The 13,647-nt window shown below is 49.3% G+C and carries 9 protein-coding genes and 1 other RNA gene; 8 read left to right on the forward strand and 2 right to left on the reverse strand.

The features are described from left to right. From DWV73_RS00885 to DWV73_RS00895, 3 genes are all read left to right on the forward strand, one after another. Complete coding sequence (locus DWV73_RS00885; RefSeq protein WP_117795153.1) at positions 1–1,653, forward strand: nucleoside kinase; 1,653 nt, start codon at positions 1–3, stop codon at positions 1,651–1,653. A 44-nt stretch (positions 1,654–1,697) separates the two neighbouring features. Further along, positions 1,698–2,045: RNase P RNA component class A (rnpB, locus tag DWV73_RS00890), an RNA gene on the forward strand. A gap of 100 nt (positions 2,046–2,145) precedes the next feature. Continuing rightward, the gene (locus DWV73_RS00895) at positions 2,146–3,573 is read left to right on the forward strand and encodes an alanine/glycine:cation symporter family protein (RefSeq protein ID WP_117795155.1); all 1,428 of its coding nucleotides are present in this window, start codon (positions 2,146–2,148) and stop codon (positions 3,571–3,573) included. 136 nt (positions 3,574–3,709) lie between these two features. Here the strand turns inward: DWV73_RS00895 and DWV73_RS00900 are convergent, their stop codons facing one another. Together DWV73_RS00900 and pyrB are read right to left on the reverse strand one after the other, a co-directional pair. Then, the gene (locus DWV73_RS00900; RefSeq protein ID WP_022359701.1) at positions 3,710–4,135 is read right to left on the reverse strand and encodes an aspartate carbamoyltransferase regulatory subunit; all 426 of its coding nucleotides are present in this window, start codon (positions 4,133–4,135) and stop codon (positions 3,710–3,712) included. Next, on the reverse strand, positions 4,129–5,052 hold the full coding sequence (pyrB, locus tag DWV73_RS00905; RefSeq protein ID WP_117795157.1) for an aspartate carbamoyltransferase: 924 nt from the start codon (positions 5,050–5,052) through the stop codon (positions 4,129–4,131). The genes DWV73_RS00900 and pyrB overlap by 7 nt, the downstream gene beginning before the upstream one ends. Positions 5,053–5,471: 419 nt before the next feature. Here pyrB and DWV73_RS00910 point away from each other — a divergent pair, with 419 nt between their 5' ends. From DWV73_RS00910 to DWV73_RS00930, 5 genes are all read left to right on the forward strand, one after another. Then, positions 5,472–6,239: an ABC transporter ATP-binding protein gene (locus DWV73_RS00910; protein ID WP_107001543.1), complete on the forward strand. Its 768-nt coding sequence runs from the start codon at positions 5,472–5,474 to the stop codon at positions 6,237–6,239. Positions 6,240–6,394: 155 nt separating this feature from the next. Next, entirely contained in the window at positions 6,395–8,386 is a 1,992-nt protein-coding gene (locus tag DWV73_RS00915) for a CARDB domain-containing protein (protein WP_242995688.1), read from the forward strand. A gap of 15 nt (positions 8,387–8,401) precedes the next feature. Further along, positions 8,402–9,763 (forward strand): ABC transporter permease, encoded by a 1,362-nt coding sequence (locus tag DWV73_RS00920; protein WP_117795159.1) that lies wholly within the window; start codon positions 8,402–8,404, stop codon positions 9,761–9,763. A 129-nt stretch (positions 9,764–9,892) separates the two neighbouring features. After that, a complete protein-coding gene (locus tag DWV73_RS00925; protein ID WP_022359524.1) occupies positions 9,893–10,402 on the forward strand; it encodes an SEC-C metal-binding domain-containing protein in 510 nt (169 codons plus the stop codon). Positions 10,403–10,545: 143 nt separating this feature from the next. Beyond that, positions 10,546–13,623, forward strand: a complete 3,078-nt coding sequence (locus DWV73_RS00930) for an insulinase family protein (protein ID WP_181986187.1) — start codon at positions 10,546–10,548, stop codon at positions 13,621–13,623. The last annotated feature ends 24 nt before the right edge of the window (positions 13,624–13,647 follow it).

Here is a 13,647-nt window from a genome sequence, read left to right on the forward strand (position 1 = left end):
ATGCCGGAAGTACGGATTGAGAGTGAGATAAAAACATATCCGCAGGGAACCGCCTATGCGGAGATTGCGGAGGAATATCAGAAGAATTACGAGAATGATATTCTTCTGGTCTCGGTAAATGGACGGCTGCGGGAGCTGCATAAAACACTGCAGAAGGACTGCCAGATGGAATTTATCACAGCGGAAGATACGGCTGGCTATCTGGCATATCAGAGAAGTGCCGTCTTTCTGATGATGAAAGCCTTTCAGAATGTGGCAGGCAGGGAAAATGTGAAAAATATCACGGTCTGCTTTTCTGTTGAAAATGGCCTGTATGTGGAGGTGGAAGGCAGGGTAACACTCAGCCAGGAGCTCTTAGACCGTGTGAAAGCGGAGATGAAGCGCCTGTCTGAGCAGGATCTGCCGCTGCAGAAACGGAGTGAAAATACGGATGAGGCGATGGATCATTTCCAGGAGCAGGGCATGTATGACAAGGCGCGTTTGTTCAATTACCGGCGGGCGTCGCGGGTCAATGTTTACCGGCTTGGCGATTATGACGACTATTTCTACGGATATATGGTCATGAGCACCCGGTATCTCAAATATTTTGATTTACAGATGTACGAGGAAGGATTTATCCTGCGTCTGCCGAACAAGAAGCAGCCGAAGGCGATTCAGCCGTTCCATCCGCAGAAAAAACTGTTTGATGTCCAGCAGGAGGCGGAAAAGCTCGGTCACAAGCTCGGTGTGTTTGACGTGGGAACACTCAACGATACGATCGCGCGGGGGCGCATGAACGACCTGATCCTGATGCAGGAGGCGCTGCAGGAAAAGAAGATCGGAGATATTGCGGAGCAGATTTATGAGAGCGGACGCAAACTGATCATGATTGCAGGACCGTCCTCTTCGGGAAAAACGACCTTTTCACACCGTTTGTCGATTCAGCTCGGCGCGCTGGGAATGAAACCGCATCCGATCGCGGTGGACAATTATTTTGTCAACCGTGTGGACAGCCCGCGGGATGAAAATGGAAATTACGATTATGAGGCATTAAACTGCATCGATGTGAAACAGTTTAATGAAGATATGGAAGAACTTCTGGCGGGAAAACGCGTGGAACTGCCGGTTTACAACTTTGTCAAGGGCGAGCGCGAATATAAGGGCGATTTTTTGCAGCTTGGGGCGGAGGATATTCTGGTCATCGAGGGAATCCACTGCCTGAATGATGATTTGTCGTATTCACTGCCGCGTGATAAGAAATTTAAGATCTATATCAGTGCGCTGACCCAGTTAAATATCGACGATCACAACCGAGTTCCGACGACGGACGGACGTCTGATCCGGCGGATGGTCCGCGATGCGAGAACGCGCGGTGCGTCGGCACAGGACACGATCCGGATGTGGGATTCCGTACGCCGGGGCGAGGAGCGGAATATTTTCCCGTATCAGGAAGAGGCGGATGCGATGTTCAACTCTGCGTTTTTATATGAGCTTTCGGTGCTCAAACAGTATGCGGAGCCGATCTTATATAGTGTTCCGCGTGATTCGGCGGAGTACAACGAGGCGAAGCGGCTGCTCAAATTTCTCGATTATTTTCTGGGTGTCAGCAGCGAACAGGTGCCGCACAATTCGATTGTGCGCGAATTTATCGGCGGAAGCTGTTTTAAAGTATGATTGACTGGACAAATGCCTGAAAATATGGTAGAGTTAGGATGTTTTGAGTAAGACAGATGGTCGCGGCTGCAGAACCGAAAGGCTGCAGGTGAGGAAAGTCCGGGCTTCACAGGGCAGGATGCCAGATAACGTCTGGTGGAGGCGACTCCAAGGACAGTGCAACAGAAATGTACCGCCCGGTTTACCGGGTAAGGGTGGAAGGGCAGTGTAAGAGACTACCGCCCGGCTGGTAACAGCCGGGGCACATGTAAACCCCATCCGAAGCAAGACCGAACAGAGAGCGCAAGGCGGCCCGTCTGCTCTCGGGTAGGTTGCTTGAGCCTGCTGGCGACAGCAGGACTAGATAGATGACCATTCAACGACATAACCCGGCTTACCGTTTTGCTCAAATCATTTAAGAGGGCTGTTGCCGAATGCAGATACCAAAGAGCATCTTTATCCGGCAGCGGCTCTTTTTTCTATATTGCATACAAAAGAAAAGGGGGAAATTTTATGTTAGAAGGATTTGCATCACTCGTTGGTGTGATCAGCAATGTTATGTACAGCTATCTGTTGATTATCATGCTGCTGGCGGTCGGACTGTATTTCACACTCCGAAGCCGTTTCGTACAGCTCCGTCTGCTTCCGGAATCAATCCGGGTAGTCGGAGAAAAGACAGACAGCAACTCCGTATCCGCATTTCAGGCGCTGATGGTATCGACGGCGAGCCGCGTCGGCACAGGCAATATCGTAGGTGTAGCCAATGCGATCGCCATCGGCGGTTACGGCGCGGTGTTCTGGATGTGGCTGATCGCGATTGTGGGCGGCGCATCGGCTTTTGTTGAGAGCACGCTGGCACAGATTTATAAGAAGCGCGACGCATCCGGCGGAAGCTACGGAGGTCCGTCTTATTATATCGAGGCGGCGCTGAAGAGCCGTGCGCTGGGCGTTGTCTTCGCGATTGCCCTGATTGCTACTTATGCTGGCGGTTTTAATATGCTGGCGTCCTTTAACCTAATTGACAGCATGTCGAATTACGGCTTTTACCATCAATTTATGATGGGGGACAGGAGCCTGGTTCCGATGATCGGCGGCGCCATTCTGGCGATTCTGGTCGGCATCTGTATCATAGGCGGCGGAAAACAGATTGTCCGCATTACCGGCGTGCTGGTTCCGTTTATGGGCGTTTTCTACATCCTGATGGCGATTGCGGTCATGATCTTAAACATCGGAAGACTCCCGGAGGTATTTGTCAATATCTTCTCCAATGCCTTTGATTTCAAGGCGATCTTCGGCGGATTTGCAGGTTCTGCCATGATGCAGGGAATTAAGAGAGGTCTGTATTCCAACGAGGCGGGTGTCGGTTCTGCACCGAACGCGGCGGCAGCAGCCGATGTCAGCCATCCGGTTAAGCAGGGACTGGTACAGATGCTTTCTGTTTTCATCGATACGATCCTCATCTGTACGGCAACTGCGATGATGTGTCTCTGCACCGGCATCGTTCCGTCGGAAGAGCTGAAAGGCGCTCCGTTTGTACAGGAATCGCTGGGAACAATATTTGGTGTGATTGGACCGTACTTCATCACATTTGCACTTCTTCTCTTTGCATTCACGACGCTGCTCGGCAACCTGTTCTACTGTGAAGGATGTCTCAACTACATCGCAGGCCGCACGCTGAAAAATAAAGAAATGAATGTGTTCCGCCTGTTTGCGGTGGTAGTTGTTTTCATTGGCGCACAGCTCCAGTTCGGTCTGGTATGGGATCTCGCGGATGTCCTCATGGGTATCATGGCGATCATCAACCTGCCGGTTATCGTGATTCTGGGAAATACAGCGCTCAAATGTCTGGATGATTACCTGGTGCAGAAAAAGGAAGGCAAGAATCCGTGCTTCAAGGCTGAGAGTATCGGGCTGGAAGGTAAGACAGAGTTCTGGAATTAAGATGTTCAAGGGTAGGCACTTTTGGAATCTATAATCTGGAAAATAATAAAAAGCCATGAAATCGCTTATGATCTGTAAATCTACAGAAAAGTCGTTCATGGCTTTTTTGATATTCATTTGATATATTCAGGAGAATTTACAGCGAATACTTCTCATCACAGTACTGGCAGCGGTATACCTCTTTTTCCTCATCCGCGAGATAGAAGATATGCGGAAGCTCCTGCTCGATCGAGGTAATGCAGCGCGGGTTCTTGCAGTGGATGACATTTGTGATTTTTTTCGGCATCTTGACATCTTTTTTCTCTACGATTTTTCCATCCTTGATGATGTTGATCGTGATACGGTGATCGATGTAGCCGAGCACATCAACATTTACCAGATCAAGGCTGCCGTCGATCTTGATGATGTCCTTGCGTCCCATCTTGCTGCTGCGCGCATTTTTGATGATAGCCACCTGGCAGTCCAGCTTGTCCAGCCCCAGTTTAAAGTAAATATCCATACTGCGTCCTGCCTGGATGTGGTCCAGAACAAAACCTTCTTTTAATCCGCTGATATTTAACATGGTTTTTCCACCTCCAGTAAAGTCATGATCAGAGCCATACGGACGTATACGCCGTACTGAACCTGTTTGAAGTAAGCGGCACGCGGGTCGTTGTCCACCTCAACGGAAATCTCATTGACACGCGGAAGCGGATGGAGCACAAACATATCATCACGGGCAAGCTCCATCTTCTTTTTGTCGAGAATGTAGCAGTCTTTCATACGGATGTAATCTTCCTCGTTGAAGAAACGCTCTCTCTGGACACGTGTCATGTAGAGAATATCAAGCTCCGGCATCGCCTCATCCAGGTTTTCAACCTCTTTGTACTCGATTCCCTTTGCATTCAGTGTATCCTCAATGATATAATCCGGGACGCGCAGTTCCGGCGGGGAAATGAGGACGAAACGGATGCCTGTGTAGCGGGACAGCGCATTGATTAAGGAGTGAACCGTGCGTCCGAATTTCAAATCGCCGCACAGACCGACTGTTAAATTGTTCAGGCGTCCTTTTAAAGAACGGATCGTCATCAGATCGGTCAAGGTCTGCGTCGGATGCTGGTGACCGCCGTCGCCGGCATTGATAACCGGGATGGAAGAGTGCAGGGAAGCAACCATCGGCGCACCTTCCTTCGGATGGCGCATCGCGCAGATATCTGTGAAGCAGGAGATAACGCGGATGGTATCTGCCACACTCTCGCCCTTGGAAGCAGAGCTTGAATCGGCAGAAGCAAAGCCAAGAACCCGTCCCCCTAAGTTCAGCATAGCAGCCTCAAAACTTAAGCGTGTACGGGTGCTTGGCTCATAAAACAGAGTCGCGATTTTCTTTCCGTCGCAGACGTGTGCATATTTGGCTGGATTGGCTTCGATATCGGAAGCGAGATCCAGAAGCTGGTCGATCTCCTCAACGGAAAAATCCAGTGGATTCAGCAAATGTCTCATTTGATTCTCCTTCTCTATTCGTATTAGCATATTTTTCCCAACTATTATAAAACATTTCCAGATGGATTGCTATAGCTTTTAATGATCTGTGATATAAAAAATATGAATAGGGGGGATAGAAAATATGGACAATGTGATGACGGCTGGAAGATTACCTGCGATGAAATAGGAAATAAAAATGACTTTCCAGGGCAAAATGGATTAGCGTAAGGAACGGTCAGACAGGGTGAAAAATCTGGTAAGAAAAGCGTAAGGAACATTAAGAAAAATAAGGTAGGAGAATTGAAACAAATCCGGTATAATGTAGAAAGAAGAACTGGAATTGCAATGGTTGAAACTTGTATAAATCCAGGTTGTCAGGAATGGATTTCGATGGAATATTCAGGAGCATGAAATAAGTTAGAAAATGGAGAAGGCTGATGGAAGAGCGGAAAGTGCCGGGGAAGAATGAACTCCGGAAACGGGAACCTGTCATACAGGTAAAAAATCTATATAAAGTCTACCGCGTCGGCGAGACGAAGGTATACGCGCTGAACGGCGTTGATTTTACGATGTACCGTGGCGAATTCTGTGCGATTGTAGGTACCTCCGGTTCGGGTAAATCTACCTTATTGAATATGCTGGCGGGGCTGGAGAAGCCGACGAAGGGCGAGATTGTCATAGCCGGACAGCACATAGAAAAATTAAACGAGAACCAGCTGGTGGCATTCCGCCGGGAGCGGGTCGGATTTATCTTCCAGTCATATAACCTGCTCGGTACGATGAATGCGGTTGAAAATGTAGCGCTTCCGCTGTCCTTCCGCGGTGTGCCGCGCGTCAGGCGCCGGGAGATGGCGGAAAAATATCTGAAAATGGTCGGACTGGAAAAAGTCGGCGATCATATGCCGAACCAGATGTCCGGCGGGCAGCAGCAGCGTGTCGGCATCGCACGGGCGCTGGTGGTACATCCAGAGATCATTTTTGCAGACGAGCCGACTGGAAATCTGGATTCGCACACGACGATGGATGTGCTGAAACTGATGCAGCGGATCGTCCGGGAACAGAACCAGACGCTGGTTATGGTCACGCATGATAACCATCTGGCGGCGTATGCGGACCGGATCTTCCATATTATCGATGGTAAGATTGTGAAGATAGAGGAGAATCGGCAAATGGGTAAGGAAGATGGGAAAATAGAGGAAATTTAAGAGAGCGAAAGACGGAGCAGATATGGAATAGACAGATGAAAATAGAGTGTTGGCTGTGTCTGGAATTTAGAAGGCTAAAACACAGGAATGCTGACGATAGAATGAGAAATTGATAAAAGCAGCATTTAATGTGAGCGGATATGGAGGTATGAAAAATGAGAGGTATGAGAAAGTGGAAGAGATGGGCGGTGTTTTTGCTACTTTTTGCGGTGCTGGCGGTGGGAGGAAGCCGGACGGCGCAGGCGGAAATGTTGGATATGACAAAATATAACGATGATTTAATTACCGTCAGTAAAGTGCCGCACGGAAAGGCCGGAAATAAAATTTCGATTAAGATGACGGTTCATAATATACATGAGAAAAGGGATCAGGAATTAAAGGAAATTTGGCTGGCAAATGCGGAAGAATTTGATGATTTAATGACAGAAAATTTTGGAGAATCCGATGATGCGGATGAGAGTGATGATAGCGATGCTATCAGATGGTATTCAAAATCATTTCCGTTTGAAACGGATTCAAATTCATTTAAGCCAAAAGCTATAAATGTAAAAGCAGGTACTTCAAAAACTGTTAGTTTAAGTTATAAACTACGCAGAGATTTACCGGCCGGCTATTATCAGGCATTCTTTTTTATTGGACAAAAGGGAAAGGATAAGACCGCGGTTGGTGTCAACATCTGGGTATCCGCCTACGATGGTTCCTCCACCGAGGAAGACGACAACACGAAGCTGGATTACGATTTTTCCATCGGCGATAACCAGCAGACGCCGTATGCGGGGTACAATCAGGTCATGGATTTTGGCGTGAACCTGACCAATACGGGACTTAAAAAGGTTTACGATGTCCGCGTGGATATGCAGCTTGACGCAGATATTACGAAATTCCCGTTTGATATCAATGAGGGCAACTATAACCGTAAAATGGGGGATATGGAATCAGGGCAGATGGTGACGGTTCCGTACAGCATGATGGTGCGTGAGGACGTAAAATCGGGCTTTTTCCCGATTCACTATCTGGTTACATACCGCGAAGAAGAGGGCGGCGAGTTTTCGGAGCCGGTGGACAAGGTGTTTTACGTGCGCGTCAAGGGAAAAGATGACGATGAGCTGTCGGCGGATGCGGGCGAGCAGGATCGAACCAAGGCGCGTATCATCGTGGACAGCTTCGAGACGATCCCGGCAGAGATCTATGCCGGACAGCCATTTGAACTGCGTGTGCGGATGAAGAATGCGTCTTCGGATGTGGCAGCTTCCAATATTATGTTTACATTTGCTTCGGAAGAAGTTGAAAATACGCCGATCTTTACATCCGAGAGCGGTTCCACCTCCGTAGTTGTCAATAACATGGCGCCGGGGGCGACGGCGGATCTCTCGATGGTGTTCAAGGCGGCGCCGACGGCGGAGCAGAAATCATACCGCATGACGATTCAGGAGCAGTACGACAGCCCGGAATTTAAAAATGCCAAGGAAGAGGTCAAGATTGCACTTCCGGTCAAGCAGGAGCCGCGTCTGAACACCAGTACGATCGATGTGATGCCGGATGCGGTTGAGGTTGGTTCTGAGACGAATGTCATGTTTGGCATCAACAACACCGGAAAAGTAATTCTTTACAATGTTATGGCGCGTTTTGAGGCAGATTCTATCCAACCAGCTGACGCTTATGTGGGAAATATCAAGCCGGGCGAAACCGGCAATGTCGATACGATGCTGACCGCGATTGCGCCGACAACCGATGATGGAAAAGTGAAGATTATCATTTCCTATGAGGATGAAAATGGAGTCGTTTCAGAGACTGAAAAAGAAATGCTTCTGAACGTGAGTGAGGCGTTTTCCGATGACGGGATGGACGGCATGGATGGAATGGACAACGGCATGGATGCAGATGCCGATGCGGCGCAAGCGGGCGGCGCTGGGCGGATCGCTCCGATGCTTGTGATCGCTGCGCTGGTGGGCGCAGGTGTCGGTGTAGTTGTCTGGAAGAGGAAAAAGAAGAAAATAGCAGGAGAAAAGGCGCTTGAAGACGAATTAGAAGAGGAACTGGATAATGAGCTGGGCGAGCCGGAAATGACGACAGCAGATGTATCGGAAGACGAAACAAAGGACGTTGAAAAAGAACAAAACGATCATCTGAAAAGAAAGAAAAAATAGAAAGGACCGGTGAAAATGAGATTCAGTGATCTGCTGACGATGAGCGTCAACAACCTGTTTCGCAGAAAGCTTCGTACCTTTCTGACGGTTCTGGGAGTCGTGATTGGTACGGCATCGATCGTTGTCATGGTTTCCATCGGAATAGGACTGAAAGAATTTACCATCAAACAGTATTCTTCCTATGGAAGCCTGACCGCGATTCAGGTATATAATTATAACAATGGAAATTCCAGTGACAAGAAAAATCCGGAAGACAGCTTCATGACGGATGAGACGATGAAGACATTTGAAAAGATTCCGCATGTGACAAGTGCTTATCCGGATCTGAACCTGAATGTGATTATGCGTCAGGGTGCCTACGAGGGAAACGTGCAGCTGCATGGGATCCCTTTGGGAGCGATGAAGAATATCAAGCTGGGAGAAGGAAGCCTGCCGACAACTGAAACGAAGGACATGGAGATGGTAGTCGGAAATATGGTCGCACAGAATTTTAGCAATGCCAAGACAGGAAAAGGTTACTGGGACACCGGGGAGATGCCGGACATCGATTTTATCAACAAACCGATGTTTACGATCTTTGACACGGATGCGTACTATCAGTCCAAGGGAAATTCCAGCGGCGAGGATGGCAGCCAGAAAGTAGCGGCGCCAAAGAAATATATGATGAAAACGGCTGGAATGGTAGCGGGTGGACCGGAAGACTGGAGTGATTACAGCTACGGCGTCTACGTGGATCTGAATAAGCTCAAGACACAGCTGAAACAGATATTTAAGAAAAAGCCGATTCCGGGACAGCCGACCAACAAAAAAGGAAAACCTTACAATTATTTTGTCTATGAAGAAGCGACGGTAAATGTGGACGACATGGATCATGTAATAGAGGTACAGAAAGCCATCAGCAACATGGGCTATGAGGCAAACAGCCAGATGGAATGGCTGGAACAGTCCAAACAGCAGTCCAACATGATCCAGGCAGCTCTCGGCGGCATCGGCGCCGTTTCTCTGCTGGTAGCTGCGATCGGCATTGCCAACACGATGATGATGTCCATCTATGAGCGGACGAAGGAGATTGGCGTGCTGAAAGTGCTGGGATGTTCCCTTGCGACCATCCGAAATATGTTTCTGATTGAGGCAGGTTTTATCGGTTTCATGGGAGGACTTATCGGACTGACGCTGAGTTTTATGGTTTCCGTGCTGATCAACCAGTTTCTGGCAGCGACTTTTTTATATGGAATGGATGGAAAACTGTCCGTGATCCCGATCTGGCTGGCAGTTCCATCGGTAGGATTTGCCATCATCATCGGCATGGCAGCCGGATTCTTCCCGGCGATGCGCGCGATGAAGCTGAGTCCGTTGGCGGCGATACGGAATGAGTGATACTTTTGCTCATGCGATAAAATAGGCAGATGCCAGTTTTCCTCCTTGCAAATCCCCCCAACTTGTTATATACTTAAATATACTATGTTATTATAGTAATGAAAGAACGAAAAAAGGAAGGAATTACCGATGACACTGTTAGAAAATTGGCGCAATCTGGCATATGGTGACGGGCTGGATGATAAAAAGAAAGAGGAACTCTGGTCTGGATATTTTACGATTGAGAAAGGCATTTACGAGCAGATTCTTGCAAACCCGACTGAGGTTGTAGAAGGTACCGTTAAGGAACTGGCTGAGAAGTATGATACCGAAGTTATGATCATGACCGGTTTCCTGGATGGAATCAATGAGAGCTTAAAGGGCTATGAGAACCCGATCGAGACCATGGATGAGGATACCAAGGTTAAGATTGAGATCGACCCGGAGAAGTTATATTACAACATGGTAGAGGCAAAGGCTACCTGGCTGTATGAGCTTCCGCAGTGGGATGCAATCCTGACTGAGGAGAGAAGAACAGAGCTGTACCGCGAGCAGAAGGCATCTGGCACAGTCCGCAATACACATAAGATTTACCCGAACGATCCGTGTCCATGCGGAAGCGGTAAGAAATATAAGAAGTGCTGCGGAAAGAATAAATAATAGATTTATGAATCAGAGAAGCACATCCGGAACACAGAGAGAACCGGATGTGCTTTTTTTTATGGAAATATAGGACGTGCTCTTGTATAATAGATATAGAGAAAAGACAGCAGACGAATGATGGCAGGAGGCATGATAAAAGAATGGCAGGTACAAAGCAGTGGAGGGCGGCAGATGGGAGACTGCAGCCGGGATTTCAGACAGCAGGTTTTACATTGAAACAGGTGGGAAAACTGCAGGCGCTGGGAGCGCAGACACTGTATTTTGAACATGAGAAAAGCGGGGCGTCCCTGTTTTATATCAGAAATAAAGATACAAACCGGGGATTCTCGATTTCCTATCGGACACCGCATCTGGATGAGACGGACACGAATCATGTGTTTGAGCATTCGGTACTTGCTTCCTCTGATAAATATCCGAGTAAGGATATTTTTTTTGATCTTTGCAGCAAGACATACCACACATTTGTAAATGCATTTACCTATATACCATTTACGGCATATCCGGTGTGCAGCCAGAGCGAGGAACAGCTGCTTAAGATGGCAGATGTGTATTTAAGCTGCATGAAAGCGCCGGGAATCCGGCGGGAACGCCGCTTTTTTGACCGTGAAGCGGTCCGCTATGAGCTGCGCGACCGCGAAAGCCCGATTACGCTGGCAGGAACGGTGTACAGCGAGGATTTCGGCATGCTGAATGATACAGATAATGAGGCACTGCGGAATGTTTTGCGGGCGCTGTATCCGGGGGAGACGGCGGCAAATGCGAATGGACAGGCGCACCGTTTTTATAAGGATCTGACGTATGAACATACGATGGAGATGTATGATCGATTTTATCGGTTCGATAATGCTCTGATTTTGTTGTATGGGGATCTGGACTGGAAACGGTTTCTGGCATTCCTGGATAAAGAGTATCTGTGTGATGCAGAGAAAAGCTATGGAAAAGAAGACGGATGGAGTTTCCAGTCAGGCAGCGGGCGACAGGAAAAACAGGAAATGCAGAATATAGGGATGAGTGCGTTTTACAGCCCCGAGCCAGATGGTTTGGAAAATGGGGGAGAATCATTCTTCCGTCAGGCAACCGTTCCCAGTCCTGCTTACCGGGGAGACGCATCGGAGAATGCGGCGGTGGTATCGTATGCGATGGATCTGAGCGGCATTTCATGGGAAAAGCTGATCCAGTACAGCATCATTGCGGGAATGATGAATGTGGATGGATCGGTTTTCAGGGAAAAGCTGCGGACGGCGGGCATCCATTGTGATGCGAGTGCATCGGTGATGATGGAGGCAGAAAAGCCATTTTTTGTTTTCGAAATGACAGACAGCAGTCCGAAGGATGCAGAACGGTTCCGGCAGGTGTCGGATGAGACATTATGCGAGATGCAGGAGCGCGGGATCGACCCGTCAGTGGTGGAGACGGCGCTCAAGGCGCGGGCGATACATGATTATACGGCAGGCGAAGATACGGATGTATTTGCGGATTCGATCGTGCCGGAAGTCAGCCTGAAATGGGCATTGACGGGCGATGCGGATGTGTATGCGGATGAGGCGGCAGCCTATGATTCTCTGGATGCAGGGACGGCACAGGCGGAGATTCGCCGGTTTGCGGCAGAGCTTGGCGCGGCGAAGCGGCGGGTTCTTGTCACGACGATTCCGACGCCGGGGATGGCAGAGGCGATGGAGCAGGAGCGCGACGCGTATCTGGCGCAGATGAAGGCGGAGATGAGCGAGGCAGAGCTGGATGCGCTGATTGCGAAGACCCTGGATTTTGATGCGTGGAATGCGTCGGAGTGTTCGAATGCGGATTTTATGATCCGGGTCGATGAGCTTCCGCCGCCGGAAGAGACGCCGGAATATCAGATATATGAGATAAATGGGATTTCGGTCTATGAATCGCCGTCGGATCTGGAAGCGATCAGCTATAACCGTTTATACCTGGATTTGAGCGGCGTGCCGGAAGAGGACCGTTTTTACATTCCTTTATATACAATGTTTGTTTCAGAGCTTGAAAATGCCCGGTATGGCAGAATGGAAAAGGAAAATCAGATTGAGCGCTATCTGCATGATTTTTCCATGAATGAGGGACATCCGGAGGTTCGGGCGGGACGAAACAGCCATCCGACGCTGGCGGTCAGCTGGTATGGGATGGCGGAGGATTATGAAGAGAGCCTGTATGTCCTGTTGGAACTATTATCACATCCACTCTGGAGAGATAAGAATGCGGTTCTTCAGGCACTGGATGAGACGATTCCGTCCTGTGATGAGTCGCGCAGTGATGCGTATTCGCTGGCGGTGCGTCTGGCGGCATCTGGCTATAGCATCAATACGCGGTATCAGGAATATGTCGGCGGACAGGCGTTTTATGAGTTTTTGAAAAAACTGCGCGGGCGACTGGAACAGGAGGATGCAGCGATCTTCCAGCTGGCAGAGAAGATGGAGGAGGTGCGCGACCGCATCCTGCATGGAACAGCGGTGACGATCCTTCATGTTGCACCGAGGGAAAATCTGGAATGGATGCGGAACTGTGCAGGGCGGATTCTGGGAAATCTGCGGGGAGAACAGATGCCAGACCATGAGAATAAAACGGAAAACAGAGGGGAAAATGCTGGGTATACTTTCCCGGTTCCGGCGCGCAGGGAGGCGGTAATTGTGGAGAGCTCCAGCCAGTATACCGTCTTTTCGGCAGAGCTGAGCGCTGTAGATGGATTTTCCGGGCGGATTCTTCCGTATGTAAATGCGCTGGATGACCGGTATTTTGTGCCGCAGCTCCGTTTTCAAGGCGGCGCATACAGCGCGTCGTTTGCATTTACGCCGACGATGGACCGGATCGTGGCGAGTACATACCGGGATCCGAAGGTCAGTGAGACGATCGAGGCGATCCGGGCGGCAGCGGGTGTATTGGAAAAACTGCAGCTTTCGGAGGCAGATCGGAATGGCTATATTTTAAGCAGTTACGGCAATGCGACGGCGCCGTGCGGATGCCTAGGACGGCGGATGGCAGCGATGCAGTATGCGTACAATGGCCTGGATATTGTACAGATCCGTCGTTGGACAGAGGAGATCCGTGAGACGACCGCAGAGGATCAGAAAGAGGCGGCGCGGATCATCCGGCGGCTTCTGGAAGAAGCGTGGATTGTGACGACTGGAAATCAGACGGCGATCGAGATGGATCGGGACTGCTTTGACCGGATCCGGGATTTCCGCAGTAAAATGGCTGAATAACCAGATCCATATTTATAGGGAGGT

This window comes from Clostridium sp. AF12-41 (genome assembly GCF_003461685.1).
In the GTDB taxonomy this organism is placed as follows: Bacteria; Bacillota; Clostridia; order Lachnospirales; family Lachnospiraceae; genus Otoolea; species Otoolea fessa.